The following is a 21,922-nucleotide window of genomic DNA, read 5'->3' as shown; positions in this document are numbered from 1 at the left end:
GTCAGACCGGGTGCCAGGCGGTCGAGTCGTCGCGCCCGCGCACCAGCCGGCCCAGAGCGCCCTCGTCCTGCGCGCACGCCCGGCCGATCACGCACGCGAGCCCCAGGGCGAAGCTCAGCGCGAACAGCCACCCGATGTAGGCGAACACGAGGCCCAGCACGCCGAACTGGCGGGTCCCCGAGAGCAGCACGATGGGCAGGTAGACCTGGCCCGCCAGGCTGAGCAGGCCGAGCAGGAGCGCGGACACGCCACCGGTGAACGCGAGGACGCGGACCGGGATCTGGGCGTGCAGCAGCGCCCAGGGGATGTAGGTCCAGACGACCGCCCACACGACGACCCGGACGATGAAGTCCCAGAGAGCGGGTAGGGGGACCCCCTCGGTGGCCTCGCGTGTGACCTCGATCAGGCCGATGGCCAGGACCACGGCCAGCACGGTGGTCAGCCAGCGCCATGCCGACCGCAGCCCGGGCCGCCTGACCTGCCAGATCTTGGCGTACATGCGCTCGAGGGCTCGGGAGTAGGAGGTCGCGCCGATCAGGGCGACCAGGAGGCCGAGGATCCCGACGGTGCCCCCCAGGGTCGCGCTGGTGCTCACGCTGCCGGCAAGGGCCTCGCGTGTCTCCTCGGTGAGGCCGAGGGTGTCCGCCATGAACGAGCCGAACCCGTCCTGGTTGGGGCGGAGGGCCGCCATCACGATCATCATGGGCACGATGGACACGAACGCCTGGGCGGCGAGCGTCATGGCGCGGTCGAACGGCTCGATCGCGACGAAGCCCGTGTAGCCACGCTCGACGAGGCCGCCGAGCGGGGTGAGCCGGAGCCGGGCCGCGATCCGGAGCCCGCGCAGGCGCCAGCGCGCGACCCTGCCCGTCACGGCAGCCGGGCGTCGAGGAACCTCAGCACCTCGGCGACGTACGTGTCGCGGGCGGGCAGCGGCGACAGGGCGAGGTCGTGGGCGCCGCCCGGAACCTCGACGAAGGTCACGTCCGGTCCCAGCTTCGGCGCCAGGCGCTTCATGTCCGCCACGTCGAGCACCGAGTCGGTCGTCAGGAGGGCGTCGTGCCAGGCGTCGTCGGAGCCCGAGGCGTCGGACGCCAGCAGCAGGACCGGGACGTCGATGGCGAGTCCCGCGGCCACCCGAGCGTGCCCACGACGAATCGTCCGCGCGAAGCTGGCCCGGGCCGGGAAGCCGTCGACCGGCTTCCACGCGAGGTCGTACGACCACTCGCCGCCGGTGTCCTCGTGCAGCGCGCGCCCGTAGAACGGCGCGATCTTGCCGACCACGAGGTTCGGGGCGACCTTGCCCACGCCGTCCAGCACGGCCGTGAAGACCGTGCGCTCGAACCAGGAACCGTTCAGGTCCAGCCACGGGCTGTTCAGCACGAGCGCGTCGATGAGCCCCTCGCCGCGGCGGGAGTCGGCCCAGAGCGACGTCACCAGCCCGCCCATCGAGTGGCCGAGCAGGACGATCTCGTCGTGGTCCTGCCTGATCACGCGGATCGCAGCGTCGATCTCCTCGGCGAACGCGCCCAGGTCCGTGACGTGGTTGGCCGGGCGGCCCTCGCGGATGGACCGGCCGAAGTCGCGCAGGTCGAGGGCGTAGACGTCGTAGCCGTGTGCCGCGAGGGCGTCGCCGAAGGCGGTGTGGAAGAAGTAGTCGACGAACCCGTGCACGTACAGCAGGGCCCGCCGGCTGGGGGAGCCGACGCGGTGGACCAGGGTGGCGACCGGGTCCGGGGTGCCGCCGTCCGGCCGCAGCGGCAGGGTCCGGGAGGTCCAGCCGGGGCCCAGCACGTCCGGGACGTCGTCGCTCATGGCGTGATCGTGCCACGGGCGCGGCGCCCCGGTGCGGTGAACCGAGCCGAACAGAGTTGAGCGGAATAGACTCAACTCTGACGGTCGTTGCGATGAGCAGACACGACACCACACAGGAGGTCTTGTGGACGCCAAGTTCACCACCCGCTCCCAGGAGGCCCTGGGCGACGCCATCCAGCAGGCATCGGCCGCCGGCAACCCGCAGCTCGAGCCCGCGCACCTGCTGAACGCCCTGCTCCAGCAGGAGGGCGGCGTGGCCAACGGGCTGCTCGACGCCGTCGGCACCGACCGCACCGCGCTCGGCCGCGCCGTCCGCGGCATGCTCGTCAACCTGCCCGCCAGCAGCGGCTCCACCGTCGCCCAGCCGTCGGCGTCGCGGGCGACGTCGACCGCGCTCGAGGCCGCCTCCTCCGAGGCGCGCTCCCTCGGCGACGACTACATCTCCACCGAGCACCTGCTGCTCGGCCTGGCCACTGGACAGTCCGGCGTGGCCGACGCACTGCGCGCCCAGGGTGCGTCCCGCGAGGCGCTCGCGGCCGCCCTGCCGACGGTGCGGGGCTCCGCGCGCGTCACGACGCCCAACCCCGAGGGCACGTACAAGGCGCTCGAGCAGTACGGCCTCGACCTGACGCAGCGGGCGCGCGAGGGCAAGCTCGACCCCGTCATCGGTCGCGACGCCGAGATCCGCCGCGTGGTGCAGGTCCTGTCGCGGCGCACCAAGAACAACCCCGTGCTCATCGGCGAGCCCGGCGTCGGCAAGACGGCTGTCGTGGAGGGCCTGGCGCAGCGCATCGTCGCCGGCGACGTGCCCGAGTCGCTCCGCGGCAAGAAGCTGGTCGCGCTCGACCTGGCCGCGATGGTGGCCGGAGCCAAGTACCGCGGCGAGTTCGAGGAGCGCCTGAAGGCCGTGCTGGCCGAGATCACCGGCTCGAACGGCGAGGTCGTGACCTTCATCGACGAGCTGCACACGGTCGTCGGCGCGGGCGCCGGCGGCGAGGGCGCCATGGACGCGGGCAACATGCTCAAGCCCATGCTGGCCCGCGGCGAGCTGCGACTCGTCGGTGCGACCACGCTCGACGAGTACCGCGAGCGCATCGAGAAGGACCCTGCGCTCGAGCGCCGGTTCCAGCAGGTGTTCGTCGGCGAGCCGTCCGTGGAGGACACCGTCGCCATCCTGCGCGGGCTCAAGGAGCGGTACGAGGCGCACCACAAGGTGACCATCGCCGACTCCGCGCTCGTCGCCGCGGCGACCCTGTCCGACCGCTACATCACGGGCCGTCAGCTGCCCGACAAGGCCATCGACCTGGTCGACGAGGCCGCGTCCCGGCTGCGCATGGAGCTCGACTCGTCGCCCGTCGAGATCGACGAGCTGCAGCGTGCCGTCACGCGCCTCGAGATGGAGGAGGTCGTGCTCTCCGAGTCCGACGACCCCGCGTCGAAGGACCGCCTGGAGCGCCTGCGCAAGGACCTGGCCGACCGGCGCGAGGACCTCGCGTCGCTCACCGCGCGGTGGGAGAAGGAGAAGGCCGGGCACAACCTCGTCGGCGACCTCAAGGCCCGGCTCGACGCGCTGCGCAGCGACGCCGAGCGGCTGCAGCGCGAGGGTGACCTCGAGAAGGCCGCGCGCATCCTGTACGGCGAGATCCCCACGCTGCAGGAGCAGATCTCGGCCGCGGAGGCCGACGAGGAGGCGGTCGACACGGCCCCCGACGGGCCGCCGATGATCGCGGACAAGGTGGGTCCCGACGAGGTCGCCGAGGTGGTCGCGCAGTGGACCGGCATCCCCGCCGGCCGCCTGCTCGAGGGCGAGACCGCGAAGCTGCTGCGCATGGAGGACGTGCTGGGCGAGCGGCTGATCGGCCAGCGCCCAGCCGTCACCGCGGTGTCCGACGCCGTCCGGCGCGCCCGCGCGGGCATCTCCGACCCGGACCGCCCGACGGGCAGCTTCCTGTTCCTCGGGCCCACCGGCGTCGGCAAGACCGAGCTGGCCAAGGCGCTCGCGGACTTCCTGTTCGACGACGAGCGCGCGATGGTGCGGATCGACATGTCCGAGTACGCGGAGAAGCACTCCGTGGCGCGGCTCGTCGGCGCCCCTCCCGGGTACGTCGGCTACGAGGAGGGCGGGCAGCTGACCGAGGCCGTCCGTCGTCGGCCCTACTCCGTGGTGCTGCTCGACGAGGTCGAGAAGGCGCACCCCGAGGTGTTCGACGTGCTGCTGCAGGTGCTCGACGACGGTCGCCTGACCGACGGTCAGGGGCGGACGGTCGACTTCCGCAACGTGATCCTCGTGCTCACGTCGAACCTCGGCTCGCAGTTCCTGGTGGACCCGATGCTGTCCGACGACGAGAAGCGCGAGGCGGTCATGTCCGCGGTGCGCGCGTCGTTCAAGCCCGAGTTCCTCAACCGGCTCGACGACGTGGTGCTCTTCGACCCGCTCTCGCTCGATGAGATCGGGCACATCGTGGAGCTGCAGGTCGCGCTGCTGGCCCGCCGCCTCACGGACCGCCGGCTGACTCTCGACGTCTCGCCCGCCGCCCGCGAGTGGCTGGCCCTCGAGGGATACGACCCGGCCTACGGTGCCCGGCCGCTGCGGCGACTCGTGCAGCGCGAGATCGGCGACCGCCTGGCGCGGCAGCTCCTCGCGGGGGAGATCCGCGACGGGGACACCGTCGTGGTCGACCGTTCCGCGGACGGTCTGGTGGTCAGCAGCCGCCGGTGACGCCCGTCAGCCGAGGCCGACGATCCCGTCGCCGTCGTCGCTGATCAACCGCCCGCCCGCCTCGAACGCGTACCAGGTCCCCGCGGGCAGCGGGGCGCGGCGCAGGGCGGTGCCGTCGCGGCGGTCGAGCACCAGCACGTCGCCGGTGCCGCCGGGATCGACCGGCGACTGGACGAGCAGCAGGTGCGGGCCGTCGGTGAGCAGCTCGCCGGGCATGGTCGCCGGCGAGTGCGGGGTGGTCCACAGGATCGACCCGTCCTCGCCGTCCAGCGCGACCACGCCGTCGGCCGTCGGCAGGTAGACCCGCCCCTCGAGGACGAGCACCTGGTCGCCCCAGTTCCGCTCGGCGATGACGTCGGCGGTCCAGCGCCGTGCGCCGGTCGCCGCGTCCCAGGCGTAGGTCTTGCCGCCCGTCGACAGCTCCAGCCCGGGGACGCTGCCGTCGTCGACCGTCCGGTTCAGCAGGTCACCCGTGACGTCGATCGCGCTCTGGCCCGGGCGCAGCACGTGCGTCAGCGGGTCGGGGCCGTCGGGGTTGCGGCGCGACCACGTGAGCCATCCCTCGCGGGTGGTCCCCCACGAGTCGGTGCTCTCGGCCGGCTCGAGGATCGTGCCGTCGGCCGTGAGCACCAGCGGCCCGCTGGGCCGGTTGAACAGCACGATCAGGTCACCGGCCGACGTGATCGTCGCGGTCTGGTCGTCGACGCGCCCCCGGACCGGGTCGACGTCGCGGAACCGCCAGAGCTCGTCGCCCGTCACCGGGTCCGTCGCGACGACGACGAGGTGCCGCCGGTCGTCCACCACGGCCGTCGCCAGCAGGTCCGGCAGCACGGCCACCGAGCTCGTGGGGGGCACCGGGCGGTCGGCCAGCACGCTGCCGTCGGTCAGGTCCACGACGACGACGCGCGCCGCCGTGGCCGCCAGGCCCTCGTCGTCGCCGGTGTCCGACGAGCGGTGGTACCCGTCCGCGACGAAGCACACCGCGCGGTCGTGCCCCGACGGCTCGCAGTGGGTGGTCGTCGTGTTCAGCGGGTCGGCGAGGGCCGGGTCGGGGCCTTGCAGCGGCGTCGACCACGTCGTCGTCCCGGTCGTCGTGTCCAGCGCCTGGTAGGCGAGCGAGCCGTCGGCGCCGACGACGACGCCGTGCAGCGCGCCGAGCGACACCGGGTTCCATGCCATACCGCCCACGGCGTCGTCCGTCTGCCAGACGACGTCGAGGCTGGAGCCGACCCTCGCGATCGCGCCGGGCAGCGCCGCGATCCGCGCGTCGGCGGCACGTTCGCGCGCGTCGATCAGCTGCTGCGTGCCGAGCACCAGGCCGACGGCGACGACCGGGACCGCCAGCAGCCACCACCGGCGCGTCGTCCGGGCGGGCGCGGCGACGTCCTGCGGTTCGAGCTCGTCGTCCTCGAGGAGCTCGACCGGGGCCAGGTCGGCGCGGCGCTGCATGTGCGGACCTTAATACCGCTGCCACCGTGCGGCACACAGGGCCGCACGGTGGCAGGGTCCGGCGTCAATGGCGCGACGGACCTGTGGGCCGGCGTTCCTCGACCGTCAGGCCGTGCCCGAACCGGAAGAGCGGGTCCGCCGTGTCGAACGGGACGTCCTCGCGGGACGCCTCGACCGCCGCCATCGAGCGGGGCAGGTCGAACGGCAGCCGCCCCCGCGCCGCGCCGCGCAGCGCGTCCAGCAGCGGACCCTCCCCGGCGCCGAAGTTCACGACGACCGCGGCGGCCCCCTCCACGAGCGGCGTGAGGATCGCGGGCCGGTCGAGGTAGACGTCGAGGATCGTCGGCACCTGCGCGCTGATCGCCTTGACGCGGGCGATCTCCTCGGCCGGGAAGTCCAACGACCCCGCGTGGAAGAACGCCTCGAACCCGGGCCCTCGCTGCTCGAACGGCGCCTTGAGCCGCAGGATCGCGACGTCGGCGTCCGCGGGGTCGTCGACCGTGCCCTCGAACCCCTCGGCGTAGATCCGCAGGCCGGGGGCCAGCGGCAGGATCCCGTCGTTGGTCAGGACGGTCACCGCGGCGGACTGGGCGGCGAGCCCCTGGGCACGGAACGGTGCGGACCCGACGATCTGCTCCGCGGCGTCGACGTCCACGTACCGGCGCTCGTCGAAGAGCCCGAGCAGGAACTTCTCGCGCAGGAGCCGGCGGACCGAGGCGTCGATCCGAGCCTCCTCGATCCGGCCGCTCTCCACGAGCGCGACGACGACCTCCGGGCAGGCCTCCCCGCCCAGCTGGTCGGCGCCGGCCTCGAGGATCAGTGCCACTCGGTCCTCGCCCGACAGGTGCTCGACGCCCCACGCGCGGGCCGGGAACGGCTGACCGAACACCTCGGCGTCGGACACCAGGCCCCAGTCGGTGCAGATGATCCCGTCGAAGCCCAGCTCGTCGCGAAGCAGGTCCAGGATCGGCTTGTTGAAGCCGAAGCCGACCTCCGGCACGCCCTCCAGGCCGACCGGCATGCCGTAGTACGGCATCATCTGCCGCGTCCCGGCCGCCAGCAGGGCCTTGAACGGCTCGAGGTGCTCGGCGAACCGGCCGCCCGGGTAGACCTGCTCGCGGCCGTAGGCGAAGTGCGGGTCCTCGCCGTCCTTCTGCGGGCCGCCGCCGGGGAAGTGCTTGGTCATCGTCGAGACGCTGTCCGTGCCGAAGTCAGGACCCTGGAACCCACGCACGTACGCGGCGCCCATCCGGCCCGTCAACGCCGCGTCCTCGCCGAACGTCCCGTTGGCGCGGGCCCAGCGAGGCTCCGTGGCCAGGTCGACCTGCGGGTGCAGCGCAGTGCGCAGCCCTACGGCCAGGTACTCCTGCCGCGCGACGTCCGCGTGCTGCTCCATGAGAGCCTCGTCGCGCGTGGCCGCGAGCCCGAGGGTCTCGGGCCACTGCGAGAACGGACCGGACAGCAGCGCGGTGCCGGGGTTGTCCGTGAACGCGTGCCGGGGGTCGGTCGCGATCGTGGCCGGGATGCCGAGGCGCGTCTGCTGGCAGAGGGCCTGAAGGCGGTTGTGCCAGTCGGCGAGCTCGCGCGCGCTGCCCGGCACGCCGAGCAGGTTCCAGTGGGTCATGTGCTTGCCGTGGACGTACTCCTCGGCCGACGGCAGACCGAACACCGGGTCGCTCTCGGTCAGGGGCCCGGCCGTGATCATGTGCTGGAACAGCTGGCCGGCCTTCTCCTCGAGCGTCATCCGCGCGAGCAGGTCCTCGACGCGCTCGTCGACGGTCCTCGACGCGTCCTGGTAGACGTACGTCTCGTCGGTCATGGTCATCAGCGAACGCCCTTGATCCGGTAGACGAGCACGGCACCGGCCAGCGCGACGACCGCGCCGAACAGGTACCAGGTGGGGTACTCACCCATGGGCAGGCTCGCGCCGACGGCCAGGATGGCAGGCGCCATCGCGGGGGCGAGCGACTGCGGCAGGGCGTTGGCGATGTTGAGGACGCCGAGGTCCTTGGCGGTGTCGTCCTTGTTGGGCAGCACCTGCGTGGCCAGCGCGATGTCGACCGAGAAGAACGCGCCGGCGCCCAGGCCGATGATCGCCTGGCCGAGCACCACGAGCGGGATGGTCGGGGCGAACGCGAGGACGACGAGTCCGACGGCCATGATCGCGCCGGCGGCGGCGACGAAGGGGCGGCGCTTGCCGAACCGGTCGGACAGGATGCCGCCGACCGGGCTGGAGATCACCATGGCGACGACGGACGCGAACGTCGCGGTGAGGATGACGCCCGTCGCTTCCTGCTCGGACAGGTCGAACTTGCCGACGAGGTAGTACGGCAGGAACGTCGCGATGCCCGCGTAGCCGAACATCACCATGAACTTGGTCAGCCAGGTCCAGCCGAAGTCCGGGTGCTTGCGCGGGTTAAAGACGAACGAGCCGAAGAACTGCCCGACGGTGAACCTCTGCGCGGGCGCCTGGTCGAGCGTGCGGTCGTGCAGCACGGCGGCGAACAGCAGCGAGAAGACCAGGCCGAGGGCGGCCGGGACGATGAACCGCGCGGCGTCGGCGGAGATCCGGTTGACGATGACGCTGCCGAGCAGGATCGCCAGCGGCGTCGCCATGCCGACCAGGCCGGAGACCTTGCCGCGGCGCTCGACCGGCACCTGGTCCGGGATCGTCGCGTTCGCGGCAGCCAGGACGGCGTTGAACGCGGCCTGCGCGATGCACCACCCGACCAGCACCAGGGCGACGGACTGCGCGGTGCCGACGACGGCGAGGGCCGCGGCGCCGACGATCGCGCCGCCGACGATCCACGGGCGGCGCATGCCGAGCCGGCTGGTCGTCCGGTCGGACAGGCGGCCGGCCAACGGGTTGCAGACGAGGGCGAACAGGGCGCCGACCCCCATGACCATCCCGAGCTGGGCCGGTGCGGCCGCTGCGCCGACCAGGTGGTCGATCTTGAACGCCATCGACACCATCACCGGCGTCAGCAGCGCCATGTAGACGCCGAGGTTGGCCACGCTGAGGAACGGCAGATAGGTGCGGGGTTCGCGGCCGACGGGCGGCGGCGTCGTCGCGGTGGGGACCGCCTGGGCTGCGCCGGTCAGCGGCGCCGTGGGCTGCGAGAGGGCCATGCGTCGACTCCTGTGTCGGACGGCGGGTCGGACCATCATTGAATCCCGACCACCTGGTAAGCGAGGAAGTTACCACCCGGTCGGGATTCGTGGAAGACCGTAGTTACCATCTGGTCGGGATTGGCCCTCGCGTGCGATCCTGTCGCCATGACGACAGAGGTCACGACCGCATCGAGCCCCCGCGCGGGCGGGTACGCGAAGGGCCGGGCGACGCGCGAGGAGATCCTCGACGCGGCCATGCAGCTGTTCGGCGAGGTCGGGTACCACACGGCCTCCCTGCGCGAGGTGGCCTCCCGCGTGGGCATCTCCCACCCCGGCCTGCTGCACCACTTCTCCAGCAAGGCCGTGCTGCTCGCTGCGGTCCTCGAGCGTCGCGACAAGATCGACGGGGTGGCCTTCGAGGCGGACCTCGCCGCGGGGCACGACTACTTCGAGGCCCTCTCGATGCTCATCGAGCGCAACGCCGCCCGCCCGGGCATCGTCGAGCTGTTCGCGACGCTCTCCGCCGAAGCGACGTCCCCCGACCACCCGGCGCACGCCTACTTCCAGGAGCGCTACCGCGCGGTCGTCGCGCTGTCGACCACCGAGTTCGAGCGCTGGCGCGACCAGGGCCGCCTCCGGCCGGGCGTCGACCCGCTCACCGCCTCCCGGCTCACCGTCGCGGTCATGGACGGCATGCAGATCCAGTGGCTCCTCGCCGCGGACACCCCGGACGCCCGCCCCGACATGGCGGCGGCCCTCCGTGCCCACTTCCGCGGCCTGCTGACGGACTAGCGCTCACGTCTGAGCAGGGTCCACCAGGTCCGACCAGAACGGGGTCCGTGCCGGCGCGTCCGGCATCGGGGTGGGCGGGAACGGGAGCGAGAACTCGCGGGCGAGGTAGTCGGCCAGGTCCGCTCCGTAGTGGATGACGTCCGTCCGGTAGATCGAGAAGACCGGAGTGCCGGCGGGCGCCGGGCCGCGCGGCAGGTAGCGGTGGGCGTACACCGGGACCATCGTCGGCGCGGCCTCGAGGTGCCGACGAGCTTCCGCCTCCAGGTCATCGGTCGGCCGCGGACCCCACGACGCCGGCCAGAAGTGGTCGTGCAGCACGTCGTGGACGACCCCGTCGACGGGCCACGCGAGCTGCTGGCGCACGGGCTCCTCGTCGTCGTCGAGCCAGTCCGGCCAACGGTCGCCCACCGGGACCGCGAGGGTCAGCATCGCCCGGTGGTCGGCGCAGAACGAGAACCCGAACCGCCGCTCGACGTCGGCGATCTCGTCGGCGGTCAGCCCGGGGTCGAGCCACACGCCGGCGGAGTCGAGGGCGGCCAGCACCGGGTCGAGGTCCATCGGCCGATCCTCCCAGGCGCCGCCGCCGACGCCGGCACCGCCGTGACCGTCCGGGAAGCCGCGAGGTCGTGAGTTCCGGACGAGGTCGTGCGTGGCAACTCACGACCTCGTCGCGAACTCACGACCTCGCGAACTCGTGGCCGCTCCCAGTAGCTGCAGGTCAGCCGGCGGCGACCTTGGCCACCAGCGTGTCCAGCGCCTCGCGGTCGAAGCCGGCCATGCCGAAGTCGGCGATCACCTTGGCCGGCATCTGCATGATCATCGCCTGCATGGTCTCGTCGAGCGGTCCCATGTCGGCCGGCGGCACCAGGGCGGCCTGCAGGAGCGGGCCGCCGACGGGGTGCGCGAACCACTCCTCGATCGTCGACATCGGCGTGAGCTCGCCCCACAGCGGCTCGCCCTCGACCTCGACCGACGCCGACCCGCGCAGGTCGCGGGACGACGCCCCGACCTCGATGACGAACTCGCCGCCCTCGACCACCCAGCGGCGCAGACCGGGGTGCCAGTACGACAGGTCCCGCGCGTTCAGGGCGAACGACACCTCGCGGGACTCACCCGGCTCGAGCGCCACCTTGGCGAACGCCTTGAGCTCGCGCGTCGGGCGCAGGACGGCGGCCTGCGGGTCGCGGACGTAGACCTGCACCACCTCGGCGCCGGCGACCGAGCCGGTGTTGGTGATCGTCGCGCTCACGGTGACGTCGGTGCCGTCGACCTCGGCGGTCACCGAGGAGTAGCCGAACGTCGTGTACGACAGCCCGTGCCCGAACGGGTAGGCGACGTCCATGGCGCGGGTGTCGTACCAGCGGTAGCCCACGAGCACGCCCTCGCCGTAGCGGACCACGCCCGCCTCGCCGGGGAAGTTGCCGAACGCCGGGGTGTCCTCGATGCGGTGGGGGATGGTCTCGGTCAGCTTGCCGGACGGGCTGCGGACGCCGAGCAGCAGGTCGGCGACGGCGGAGCCACCCGCCTGGCCACCGAGCCACGTCTCGAGGATCGCCGGGGCGAGGTCGCGCCAGTCGGTCACGCTCACCGCCGAGCCGTTGGCGAGCACCACGACCACCCGGGGGTTCACCTCGGCAACGGCGCGCAGCGCCGCCACCTGGTTGTCCGGCAGGCCGAGGCGGGGGCGGTCGTACCCCTCGGACTCGTCCGGGCCGGGCAGGCCGAGGAACACGACGACGGTCTGGGCGTCGCGCGCGATCGACACGGCCTCGGTCAGGAGCACCTCGTCGTCACCGGACGGTCCGCCCGCGATGGTGAAGCCGGCCGCGAACGGGTACTCGCCGCCGGCCGCCCGCAGCGCGTCGAGCGGAGCGTCGAGCCGCGTCGGGTTGACCTGCGACGAGCCGGCGCCCTGGTAGCGCGGGGTGCGCGCGAACTCGCCGATCACCGCGACGCCGTCGGTGGAGGTCAGGGGCAGCAGGCCGCCGTCGTTCTTCAGCAGCACCGACCCGGCGGCGGCGGCCTCGCGGGCGAGCTCGTGGTGGGCGTCGACGTCGAAGGAGTCGTCCGTCTCGATCCCGGGGAGCGACTTCGCTATCAGGTCGAGCACCCGGCGGGCGGCGACGTCCAGCACGGCCTCGTCGAGCGAGCCGTCGCGGACGGCCGCCACGATCTCCTCGTCGGGACGCGGACCCGCGGCGGGCATCTGCAGGTCGAGCCCCGCGGCGAGCGCCGGCACCCGGTCGTGCACGGCGCCCCAGTCGGAGACGACGAGCCCCTCGAACGCCCACTCGTCGCGCAGGATCTCGGTGAGCAGCCAGTGGTTCTCGGACGCGTACGTGCCGTTGACCTTGTTGTACGCGCACATCACCGTCCACGGCTGCGCCTTGGTCACCACGCGCTCGAACGCCGGCAGGTAGATCTCCCGCAGCGTCCGCTCGTCGACCTCGGCCGACACGCGCATGCGGTCGGACTCCTGGTTGTTCGCCGCGAAGTGCTTGAGGGAGGTGCCGACGCCCTGGCTCTGGATGCCCCGCACGATCGCGGTGCCCAGCTCGCCGGCGACCACCGGGTCCTCGGAGACGTACTCGAAGTTCCGGCCGCACAACGGGGTCCGCTTGATGTTGACGCCGGGGCCCAGCAGCACGGCGACGTCGTTGGCGCGCGTCTCGCGGCCCAGCGCCTCGCCCACGCGCGTGACCAGCTCGACGTCCCACGACGAGCCGAGCGCGGCGGCGGTCGGGAAGCACGTGGCGGGGACCGAGTTGCCGAGCCCCAGGTGGTCCGCGTCCTCCGCCTGCTTGCGCAGACCGTGCGGGCCGTCGGTCACCATGACCGCCGGCACCCCGGCACGCTCGACGCCCTGGGTGTGCCAGAAGTCGGAGCCGGACGTCAGGGACGCCTTCTCCTCCAGGGTCAGCTGAGCCAGGACGCGTTCGACGTCGAAGACCTGCGTCATCGCGGGGTACCTCCTCGTTGGGGTTCGGTGCACGCCACCCTAGCCCAATTCCTACCGGGTGGTAAGTGTCCGGGTGGCGCGGATGTCCGGATGACGCGCGAGGCGTACGCAGAACGACACTCAGCCGGTCGCCGACATCCAGGAGATGACCAGCTCCACGACGACGACGAGCTCGATGATCCCCACGGCTCCGAGCACGACGGCCGCGACTGCCCAGGGTCGTCCGCTCGCGTTCGAGCCCCGTAACCGGTGCAGCGCGAGGAGGCCGAGAGCGAGCGCGACCGGAGCAGGGGCGCCCAGGACGACGCCGGCGATCCCGACCGCGAACGCCCACGGGGCGAGCCGGAGCACCGGACCGGGTCCGAAGTCGTACGGCCGCATCGCGCTCATCGGTAGAGCGCGTTCGCGAACCCGACGACGAGGACCGCAAGGGAGAGCAGCCCGAGCGCGACGGCGAGCGCGACCGCCACGACCGCCGTGCCCAGGGCGACGCCGCCGATGACGATCGCGGCGGTCGCCTGTCCCTGGCGCGTGACCCCCGCGCGCCTCATCGCCCGCCGGGCGACCAGGCCGAACGTGAGCGCCAGCGGCCCGAGCACCCCCAACGACAGGATCGAGAACACGGCCGTGAGCAGGGCGACGCGGCCCCACGTCTCGGCGTCGTCGACCTCGCGCGTCGAGGGCAGGAGCCAGGGCGGCGCGGCGTCGACCGTCATGCGCGCAACCTAGTCGTGCAGGTGCCCCTCGACGGCCCGGTCGCTCCGCGCGGGGTCGGGTTCACACGCGCGGCGCAGCGAGCACCGCCACGGTCAGGGGACGCGGGCGGTCCCGTCGAGGAACGAGCCCTGGACGCCGCCGCCGTCGACGACCGCGAGGCACAGCCCGATGCGGTCGCCGCGGCCCCACGAGCGCTCGGTCGGCGACCAGGTGACGGTCCGCACCCCGGCGGTGATCTCGCTGTCGTCCAGCACGCACGCGCGCGCGACCCGGGCGTCGGCGGCCTGCTGTCCCGGCCAGACGGCATTCTCCGCGAACGCGTACTCGGTCACCACCTGCGCCTCGTGCGGGTCGGCGCAGGGCACCACGCGGACGGAGTCGACCGCCCCGTTGTCGGGGATCTCGGCCAGGCAGTTGCCGGTGACCAGCTGCTGGGCGTGCGCGGTGCGCGCCGCCGGCACGTCGGCGGGCAGCGGTCGGGTGGCCAGGGAGGTGAGCACCAGGAGCGTGCCGACGACGGCCAGCGCGACCGTGCCGAGCACGCCGAGCACCCCGCCGGCGATCGCCAGGCCCCTGCCGCGTGTGCGCCGGGCCGCGATGCGCCGCAGAGCCACCGCCGCCAGGACCAGGGCGACGGGACCGAGGCCGAGCAGCCCGGTCACCAGCGACCACACGGCGGTCGGCTCGAGCGCCGGGCGCGGCTCGGTCCACCCCGGCGCGTAGTGCGCCTCGGGGTACGAGTACGGGCTGTCGAGACCGGTCAGGACTGCGTCCCGGTGCCCGCGAGCTGCAGCGTCCCGGCGGTCGCCGAGCCGGTCATGCCGGGCTCGTCGCCGTAGTAGACGCAGTACGCCGAGGTGGTGCCGGCGGCGTAGTCGTCCGGGTGCGGGAAGTACAGCGAGATGTCGCCGTCGGAGAAGTAGTCCGGCAGCAGCCCCTCGGTGAGCACGTCGCAGTCGTCCCAGGCGTCGTTGTACGCCGTGTCGAACTCGTCGTCGGCGTCCAGGCTCACGGGGCCGGACATCGGGATCAGCCCGACGACCTCGGCCTCGTGCGGCACCGCGCAGTCGACCGGCTCGGTGTCGCTCATGTCGTACGTGGCCGCGTACGACGTCAGGCACGTCCCCGTGGTCAGGTCAGTGCGCAGCGCGAAGTCCGGGAGGGTCTCGTCGGTCCCGGTGGAACCCTGCGACTCCTGGTCGGTGCCCTGCTCGAAGTCGTCGATGGCCTGGGAGAAGCCACCCGTGGCGCCGATGACCGTGAAGACGATCACGAAGTACGCGATGACGGCGAGCATCCACAGGATCCCGACCGCGCCGATGACGATGCCCGCGATGGCGAACCCGCGGCCCGCCTTGCCGGACACCCCGATGCGCCGGAGTGCCGCGATGCCGAGCCCGAGGCCGACCGCGCCGGGGACCCCGCCGAAGAACAGCAGCCCGGCCAGGCTCGTCACGAACGAGGCGATCGCCATGCCCTCGGTGGGCGGCGCGACGTACGGCTGGCCGTAGCCGTAGGGCTGGGCGCCGTACGGCGACGGCTGCTCGTAGCCGGCCGTCCCGTACGGCGGGGCTCCGTACTGGGGCGCGCCGTACTGCTGGTCGCCGTACTGCGGCGCCCCGTAGGTCGGGGCGGTCGGCTGCTGGCCGTAGGGGGCGGTGGCGGGCTGGCCGTACGGTGCCGTGGCTCCGTACGGACCGGTCTGCGCCGACGGGACCGGTGCGCCGTCGGGACCCGGCTGCGCGGACGGACCGGGTGCGCCGTACGGACCGGCCTGAGCGGCGGGAGCGGGCGTGCCGTACGGGGTCGGCGGGACGGCCTCGTAGCCGCTCGGCGGCACGGGCGGGGCCGGCGCCGGGTCCGGGACGGCGAAGGGGTCGGGAACCGGAGCCGGCCCCCCAGGCTCGTTGCTCATGCGCGCAACCTAGCCCACCGCACGCCTGCGCCGATCCGTCTTTCCACCGACATCACCCGGGCGTCCCCCCGCCCGTCAGTCGGCGATCTCGAGGATCACGGGCACGTGGTCGGACGGCGCCTTGCCCTTGCGCTCGTTCCGCTCGATGCTCACCCCGGTCACGCGTGCCGCGAGCGCCGGCGTCGCGTAGGTGAGGTCGATGCGCATGCCCTCGTTCCGGGGGAACCGGAGCTGCTGGTAGTCCCAGTACGTGTAGGTGTGCTCGGCCGGGAGATGGACCCGGGAGACCTCGGTGTAGCCCGCTCCCGCGATGGCGGTGAACGCGTCCCGTTCCGCCGGCGTGACGTGGGTGCGGCCGGCGAACCAGCCGATGTCCCAGACGTCGGTGTCCAGGGGCGCGATGTTCCAGTCCCCGACGAGGGCGACCTGCGCCTCGGCGTCGGCGGCCAGCCAGCCCGCCGCCGCGTCCCGCAGCCGGCCGAGCCAGTCGAGCTTGTAGGCGTAGTGCGGGTCCTCGACCTCGCGGCCGTTCGGCACGTACAGACTCCACACCCGCACGCCGCCGCAGGTCGCACCCAGCGCGCGCGCCTCCGCGGCCGCCGGGTCACCCCACGTCGGCATGCCGGGAAACCCGACCTCGACGTCCTCGATGCCGACCTTGCTCACGATGGCGACGCCGTTCCACTGGGAGAAGCCGCTGGTCGCCACCTCGTAGCCGAGCGCCTCGAACGCCTCGCGCGGGAACTGGTCGTCCTTGACCTTGGTCTCCTGCAGCGCGAGGACGTCGACGCCCGTGCGCTCCAGGAAGGCGACGGCGCGATCGGTGCGTGCGCGGATCGAGTTGATGTTCCAGGTGGCCAGACGCATGGGGCAGGACGCTACCGGGCGTCGCTGACAGCCAGCGCATCCGGATGATGGGGACACATGGGTGTTGAGCAGGACGAACCGCTCCCGTACGGTGCGCTCACAAGTCGCACACAGGAGGTCGAACACGTGGAGGACGCGCTCACGGGCCGTCGCGCGCTGGTCACGGGCGGCGCCTCGGGGATCGGGCGCGCCGTCGCGCTCGCGCTGGCCCGGGCGGGGGCCGACGTCGCGATCACGCACCTCTCGCACGACGGCAGCGCCGTCGTCGCCGAGATCAAGGACGAGGGCCGCACCGCCGCGTCGTTCCAGGTGGACGCGCGGCGCAGCTGGGACGTCGACAAGGCGATCAGCGACGCGGCCTCCATGCTCGGCGGCGGCATCGACATCCTGGTGAACAACGTGGGCGGACCCGTCGAGCGGCGCCCCGTGCCGGCGATGGACGACGCCCACTGGCACGGCGTCCTCGACCTCAACCTCTCGTCGGCGTTCTACGCCAGCCGGGCCGCGCTCGCGGTCATGCCCGACGGCGGGCGGATCATCACGATCGGCGCCCAGGCGGCCCGCAGCGGCGGCGGCACCGGGATGGTCGCCTACTCGACCGCCAAGGCAGCGCTCGAGGGCTTCAGCCGGGCCCTCGCCCGCGAGCTCGGGCCGCGGCGGATCACCGTGAACGTGGTCGCCCCCGGCTTCGTCGCCGGCACCCCGTTGCACGCGGCGCACACCCCCGAACCCGCGCAACGGGCTGCGGTGGCCGCGTCAGCCCTGAACCGGGCCGGCGCCGCCGACGACGTCGCGGAGGCCGTCCTGTACCTCGCCTCGGACGGCGCCGCCTTCGTCACCGGCACCGTCCTCGACGTCAACGGCGGCGCGTACTTCAGCTGACCGCCGCCGCAACGTCCGCATTCCGGTGGCCCAGGACCCGCCGCAGTGCGGACGCAGCGGATCGATGGCCGGCAGCGTCGCGCCGAGGGGAACCTCAGCCCTCTGCGGGCCAGCCGCTCACGGCTGACCAGGCCCACGACGCCGCGTCCACCGGCGGGGGGAGCGGCTCACGCTCGAGCCAGGCGACGAGCACGCCGATGACGGAGCCGGCCAGCGCGGCGGCGGCGATCGGTCGGGGCAGGGCGGAGAGCGCGGGGGGTGCGCCGTGCAGCTCGAGACCCTCGAGGGCCAGCGCCGCGACGCGTCGCCGCAGCCGGGTCACGGCGACGGGGGAGCCGTGCTCGCCCAGCGCGCTGCGGTACAGCCCGACGTTCTCGGCGACGTGGGTGGCGTACCGGACGAGCACCTCGGGCGGCCCGTCGTCGGCGGCACCCGGCCGGATCTGCGTGAGGTCGGCGCCGACGAGGGCGGCCTGGGCGTCGAGGGCGTCGGCCAGCAGCGTGTCGGTGTCGGGGTAGTGCTGGTAGAAGGTGCTGCGGTTGACGGTGGCGCGGTCGGCGACGTCTGCGACGGAGATCTCGTCGAGGTTCCGTTCCCGCGCGAGCGAGAGCAGGGCATCCTGGAGCAGCCGTCGCGTGCGCAGCACGCGTGGGTCCACCCGGGCGCCGTCGTCCTGGATCGTCACGCGTCATATCATGCCACTGTCCTTTAACCGACACCTGTCGGGTATCCTGCACCGTCGACCAAGGAGTGAACATGGCACGCGTGCTGGACCGTCTGGGCCGGGGAAGCTTCCGCCACCGCTGGATCGTGCTCGTCTCGTGGCTGCTGGTGCTCGGCGCCGCCGGGTTCGGGGCGGTGGCCTCCGGGCTCAACGTCGCGGACTCGTTCTCGATCCCGGGCACCGAGTCGCAGCGGGCGCAGGAGCTGGTCGCCGAGCGCCTCGGCGACCAGGCGGCCGACGTGGGCTCCGACAGCAGCATGTCGGCGCAGGTGGGGGGCGACACGTCCAGCGCCCGGGTGGTCGTGCAGGCACCCGAGGGCGAGTCGTTCCTGACCGGTACCGGCATCCAGGACGTCCTCACCGCGCTGGCGCCCGTCGCCGAGGCGGAGGACGTCGTCGGTCTCTCCGACCCGGTGGCCGCCCAGGCCGTCGCCCCCGACGGCAGCGTCCTGTACGTCGACGTGGCGTTCGGCGTCGGCGTGGACGACGTCCCCGACGCGACGACCGCCGCGCTCGAGGACGCCGCGACGAGCCTCGAGGCCGACGGGTACCAGGTGGCCCTGGCGGGTGGGCCGTTCACCGCACCGCTCGAGCTGGCCGGTCCCACCGAGGCGATCGGTCTGGTCGTCGCGCTGGTCGTGCTCGTCGTGACCTTCGGGTCGCTGCTCGCGGCAGGCATGCCGATCCTCACCGCGCTCCTGGGCGTCGGCATCGGCGTCGCGGGCGTGCTCTCACTCTCGGCCGTCGCGGACATCTCTTCCTCGACGCTGACCCTGGCACTGATGCTCGGGCTCGCGGTCGGCATCGACTACGCCCTCTTCCTGCTCTCGCGGCACCGCCAGCAGCTCGCCGACGGGATGGACCCGCAGGCGTCGGCCGGGCACGCCGCGGGCACCGCCGGCAGCGCGGTCGTCTTCGCCGGCACGACCGTCGTCATCGCGCTCGCGGCCCTGACGGTCACCGGCATCCCGTTCCTCGCCGCGATGGGCCTCGCCGCCGCCGCGACGGTCGTCGTCGCGGTGCTCGTCGCCGTCACGTTGCTGCCCGCGCTCATGGGCTTCGCCGGCGAGCGCCTGCGGCCGCGCGGCCGCGCGCTGCGGCAGGCCGAGCACTCGCGCGAGGCGAAGAACCGCTGGGGCCGGTTCATCACGACGCACCCCGTCCTCACGCTCCTCGCGGGCGCGATCGTGCTGCTGGTCATCGCGATCCCGGCCCTGAGCATGCGGCTCGGGCTGCCCAACGCGGGACGCGAGCCCGAGGGCTCCGGCGACCGCGTGGCGTACGAGATGCTGGCGGACGGCTTCGGCCCCGGCTTCAACGGCCCGCTCGTGATCCTCGTCGACGCCAAGGACGACCCCTCCACGCTGTCCAGCGCGGTCGTCGAGGTGACCACGACGGTGGCGGCCCTCCCCGACGTCGCCTACGCGGCGCCCATCGCGGCGCCCGGAGCCACCGAGGGTGCCGAGGCCGCGCTCGTCGTCGTCATCCCCACGGGCGCACCGGACTCGGAGGTGACCGCGGACCTGGTGCACGCCATCCGCGACGCCCGCCCGGACCTCGAGGCCGCCACCGGCACGCAGCTGTGGGTCACAGGTGCCGCAGCGGCGAACATCGACATCACGGAGAAGCTGGCCGACGCGTTCCCCCTGTTCCTGCTCATCGTGGTCGGGCTCGCGATCGTCCTGCTGCTCGTCGCGTTCCGGTCGTTGCTGGTCCCGGTCACCGCCGTGCTGGGCTTCCTGCTGACCATCGCCGCCGCGTTCGGCGCGACGACCGCGGTGTTCCAGTGGGGCTGGCTGTCGGGGGTGTTCAACGTCGACTCCACCGGCCCGCTGCTCAGCTTCCTGCCGATCCTGCTGGTGGGAGTGCTGTTCGGCCTGGCCATGGACTACCAGGTCTTCCTGGTCTCCCGGATGCGGGAGGAGCACGTGCACGGCGCCGACCCGACGACGTCGGTCCGCCTCGGGTTCGCCCACGGCGCGCGCGTCGTGCTGGCCGCGGCGCTGATCATGATCTCGGTGTTCTCGAGCTTCGTGTTCAGCGGCTCGGCGCAGATCGGCCCCATCGCGTTCGCGCTCGCCATCGGGATCCTCTTCGACGCCCTCGTGGTCCGCATGACCATGATCCCGGCCGCGATGACCCTGCTGGGGAAGTCGGCGTGGTGGCTTCCCCGCTGGCTCGACAAGATCATCCCGAACGTCGACATCGAGGGCGCGGCGCTCGACAAGGCCGGCGCCCACACCGCCGCCGCCCCGGTCGACGTGGTGCCCGAGGGCACGCACACCGGCGCCCACGCCGCCCACGGTGTGCACGCCGCCTCGCACGAGGAGTGACGCGACGAGGGCCGGGGAGCTCCGTCGCTCCCCGGCCCTCGCCCGTCGTGAGGATCAGCTCACGTCGTCGTCCACCCAGTCGAAGGTCTTGGTGACGGCCTTCTTCCAGAGCCGGTACTGCCGGTCGCGCTCGTCGTCGGCCATCGCCGGCTCCCAGCGCTTGTCCTCGGCCCAGTTGTCGATGACGTCCTGCTCGCCGCTCCAGAACCCGACGGCGATGCCGGCCGCGTAGGCCGCGCCCAGGGCGGTGGTCTCCGCGACCTTCGGCCTGACCACGGGGACGCCCAGGATGTCCGCCTGGAACTGCATGAGCAGCTCGTCCTGGACCATGCCGCCGTCCACCTTCAGCTCCGTCAGGTCGACGCCCGAGTCGGCGTTCATGGCGTCCAGCACCTCGCGGGTCTGGAACGCCGTCGCCTCGAGCGCGGCCCGGGCGATGTGCCCCTTGTTGACGTACCGCGTGAGGCCGACGAGCGCGCCGCGGGCGTCGGACCGCCAGTACGGCGCGAACAGGCCCGAGAACGCCGGCACGAAGTACGCGCCGCCGTTGTCCTCGACCGTCTTGGCCAGCTCCTCGATCTCGGGGGCCGACGAGATGATGCCGAGGTTGTCGCGCAGCCACTGGACGAGCGAGCCGCTCACGGCGATCGAGCCCTCGAGCGCGTACACGGTCGGCTGGTCGCCGATCTTGTAGCAGACCGTGGTCAGCAGGCCGTTCTTCGACGGGACCGGCGACGTGCCCGTGTTGATGAGCATGAAGTTGCCGGTGCCGTAGGTGTTCTTGGCCATGCCGACCTCGAAGCACGCCTGCCCGAAGGTGGCCGCCTGCTGGTCGCCGAGGATGCCGGCGATCGGCACGCCCGGGACCATGCCGCCCTCGCGTCCCGTCCCGTACACCTCGGACGAGGACTTGATCTCGGGCAGCATCGACAGCGGGATGCCCATGTCCGCGGCGATGTCCGCGTCCCACGACAGCGTCTCGAGGTCCATCAGCATGGTGCGCGAGGCGTTGGTCGGGTCGGTGACGTGCACGCCGCCGTCGACCCCGCCGGTCATGTTCCAGAGGACCCACGAGTCGGTGTTGCCGAACGCCAGGTCACCGGCGTCCGCCTTGGCCCGCGCACCCTCGACGTTGTCGAGGATCCATTTGACCTTCGGCCCGGAGAAGTAGGTGGCCAGCGGCAGGCCGACCTTCGCCTTGTACCGCTCCGCGCCGCCGCCGAGCGCCCCCAGCTCCTCGGCGATCTTCTGCGTGCGCGTGTCCTGCCAGACGATCGCGTTGTAGACCGGCTTGCCGGTGGTCCGGTCCCAGACGACCGCCGTCTCGCGCTGGTTGGTGATGCCGACCGCGGCGAGGTCCTTGTACGTGAGGTTGGCGCGGGTCAGTGCGAGACCGACCACCTCACGGACGTTCTTCCAGATCTCCTCCGCGTCGTGCTCGACCCAGCCGGCGCGCGGAAAGATCTGCTCGTGCTCGATCTGGCCCGTCTCGACGATCTGGCCGGAGTGGTCGAAGATGATCGCGCGGGAGCTCGTGGTGCCCTGGTCGATGGCAAGGACGTACTTGGTGTCGGGCATGGTGAAGATTCCTCCGGGTGGTTCTGGGGATCCGGACGGCGCCTACCGGGGGGTTGGCGGC

The 21,922-nt window shown here is 72.8% G+C and carries 18 protein-coding genes; 4 read left to right on the top strand and 14 right to left on the bottom strand.

Annotation, left to right across the window (positions count from 1 at the left end; translation table 11 throughout):
- Position 1 precedes the first annotated feature (1 nt).
- Together AC1DT4_RS05860 and AC1DT4_RS05855 are read right to left on the bottom strand one after the other, a co-directional pair.
- Positions 2 to 874: a hypothetical protein gene (locus tag AC1DT4_RS05860; RefSeq protein ID WP_477088839.1), complete on the bottom strand. Its 873-nt coding sequence runs from the start codon at positions 872 to 874 to the stop codon at positions 2 to 4.
- On the bottom strand, positions 871 to 1,815 hold the full coding sequence (locus tag AC1DT4_RS05855) for an alpha/beta hydrolase (RefSeq protein WP_477088838.1): 945 nt from the start codon (positions 1,813 to 1,815) through the stop codon (positions 871 to 873). Before AC1DT4_RS05855 ends, AC1DT4_RS05860 begins: the two co-directional genes overlap by 4 nt.
- A 124-nt stretch (positions 1,816 to 1,939) precedes the next feature.
- Here AC1DT4_RS05855 and clpB point away from each other — a divergent pair, with 124 nt between their 5' ends.
- The gene (gene clpB / locus AC1DT4_RS05850) at positions 1,940 to 4,534 is read left to right on the top strand and encodes an ATP-dependent chaperone ClpB (protein WP_477088837.1); all 2,595 of its coding nucleotides are present in this window, start codon (positions 1,940 to 1,942) and stop codon (positions 4,532 to 4,534) included.
- Between the two features lie 6 nt (positions 4,535 to 4,540).
- Here clpB and AC1DT4_RS05845 read toward each other — a convergent pair whose 3' ends face one another.
- The 3 genes from AC1DT4_RS05845 to AC1DT4_RS05835 form a co-directional block, all read right to left on the bottom strand.
- Positions 4,541 to 5,983, bottom strand: coding sequence for an outer membrane protein assembly factor BamB family protein (locus tag AC1DT4_RS05845; RefSeq protein WP_477088836.1), 1,443 nt, complete (start codon positions 5,981 to 5,983; stop codon positions 4,541 to 4,543).
- 64 nt (positions 5,984 to 6,047) lie between these two features.
- Complete coding sequence (locus AC1DT4_RS05840) at positions 6,048 to 7,802, bottom strand: glycoside hydrolase family 3 protein (RefSeq protein ID WP_477088835.1); 1,755 nt, start codon at positions 7,800 to 7,802, stop codon at positions 6,048 to 6,050.
- Between the two features lie 5 nt (positions 7,803 to 7,807).
- The gene (locus AC1DT4_RS05835; protein ID WP_477088834.1) at positions 7,808 to 9,112 is read right to left on the bottom strand and encodes an MFS transporter; all 1,305 of its coding nucleotides are present in this window, start codon (positions 9,110 to 9,112) and stop codon (positions 7,808 to 7,810) included.
- Between the two features lie 147 nt (positions 9,113 to 9,259).
- Between AC1DT4_RS05835 and AC1DT4_RS05830 the strand changes: the two genes are divergently transcribed.
- Complete coding sequence (locus tag AC1DT4_RS05830) at positions 9,260 to 9,886, top strand: TetR/AcrR family transcriptional regulator (RefSeq protein ID WP_477088833.1); 627 nt, start codon at positions 9,260 to 9,262, stop codon at positions 9,884 to 9,886.
- Positions 9,887 to 9,889: 3 nt separating this feature from the next.
- Here the strand turns inward: AC1DT4_RS05830 and AC1DT4_RS05825 are convergent, their stop codons facing one another.
- The 7 genes from AC1DT4_RS05825 to AC1DT4_RS05795 form a co-directional block, all read right to left on the bottom strand.
- The gene (locus AC1DT4_RS05825; protein ID WP_477088832.1) at positions 9,890 to 10,444 is read right to left on the bottom strand and encodes a hypothetical protein; all 555 of its coding nucleotides are present in this window, start codon (positions 10,442 to 10,444) and stop codon (positions 9,890 to 9,892) included.
- Between the two features lie 160 nt (positions 10,445 to 10,604).
- On the bottom strand, positions 10,605 to 12,845 hold the full coding sequence (locus AC1DT4_RS05820) for an aryl-beta-d-glycosidase (protein WP_477088831.1): 2,241 nt from the start codon (positions 12,843 to 12,845) through the stop codon (positions 10,605 to 10,607).
- A gap of 120 nt (positions 12,846 to 12,965) precedes the next feature.
- Positions 12,966 to 13,235 carry a DUF4190 domain-containing protein gene (locus tag AC1DT4_RS05815; protein ID WP_477088830.1) on the bottom strand — a complete coding sequence of 90 codons (270 nt, stop codon included), beginning with the start codon at positions 13,233 to 13,235 and terminating at the stop codon, positions 12,966 to 12,968.
- A complete protein-coding gene (locus AC1DT4_RS05810) occupies positions 13,232 to 13,561 on the bottom strand; it encodes a DUF4190 domain-containing protein (RefSeq protein ID WP_477088829.1) in 330 nt (109 codons plus the stop codon). The genes AC1DT4_RS05815 and AC1DT4_RS05810 overlap by 4 nt, the downstream gene beginning before the upstream one ends.
- A gap of 93 nt (positions 13,562 to 13,654) precedes the next feature.
- Positions 13,655 to 14,236 carry a DUF4190 domain-containing protein gene (locus AC1DT4_RS05805; protein WP_477088828.1) on the bottom strand — a complete coding sequence of 194 codons (582 nt, stop codon included), beginning with the start codon at positions 14,234 to 14,236 and terminating at the stop codon, positions 13,655 to 13,657.
- Positions 14,237 to 14,322: 86 nt separating this feature from the next.
- Positions 14,323 to 15,477, bottom strand: a complete 1,155-nt coding sequence (locus AC1DT4_RS05800; RefSeq protein ID WP_477088827.1) for a DUF4190 domain-containing protein — start codon at positions 15,475 to 15,477, stop codon at positions 14,323 to 14,325.
- Positions 15,478 to 15,552: 75 nt separating this feature from the next.
- Positions 15,553 to 16,344, bottom strand: a complete 792-nt coding sequence (locus AC1DT4_RS05795; protein WP_477088826.1) for an exodeoxyribonuclease III — start codon at positions 16,342 to 16,344, stop codon at positions 15,553 to 15,555.
- A 126-nt stretch (positions 16,345 to 16,470) separates the two neighbouring features.
- On the opposite strand from AC1DT4_RS05795, the gene AC1DT4_RS05790 reads away from it, so the two are divergent.
- Positions 16,471 to 17,226, top strand: a complete 756-nt coding sequence (locus tag AC1DT4_RS05790; protein WP_477088825.1) for an SDR family oxidoreductase — start codon at positions 16,471 to 16,473, stop codon at positions 17,224 to 17,226.
- Between the two features lie 94 nt (positions 17,227 to 17,320).
- On the opposite strand, the gene AC1DT4_RS05785 is transcribed toward AC1DT4_RS05790, so the two are convergent.
- Positions 17,321 to 17,911, bottom strand: coding sequence for a TetR/AcrR family transcriptional regulator (locus AC1DT4_RS05785; protein ID WP_477088824.1), 591 nt, complete (start codon positions 17,909 to 17,911; stop codon positions 17,321 to 17,323).
- Positions 17,912 to 17,982: 71 nt separating this feature from the next.
- Here AC1DT4_RS05785 and AC1DT4_RS05780 point away from each other — a divergent pair, with 71 nt between their 5' ends.
- Positions 17,983 to 20,283, top strand: coding sequence for an MMPL family transporter (locus AC1DT4_RS05780; protein WP_477088823.1), 2,301 nt, complete (start codon positions 17,983 to 17,985; stop codon positions 20,281 to 20,283).
- A 54-nt stretch (positions 20,284 to 20,337) separates the two neighbouring features.
- On the opposite strand, the gene glpK is transcribed toward AC1DT4_RS05780, so the two are convergent.
- The gene (glpK, locus tag AC1DT4_RS05775; RefSeq protein WP_477088822.1) at positions 20,338 to 21,861 is read right to left on the bottom strand and encodes a glycerol kinase GlpK; all 1,524 of its coding nucleotides are present in this window, start codon (positions 21,859 to 21,861) and stop codon (positions 20,338 to 20,340) included.
- Between the last annotated feature and the right edge of the window lie 61 nt (positions 21,862 to 21,922).

The sequence above is a fragment of the Cellulomonas sp. P4_D11 genome, from assembly GCF_056401915.1.
Note: the sequence above shows the minus strand (reverse complement) of the source record. Positions and strands in the feature narration are given on the sequence as shown.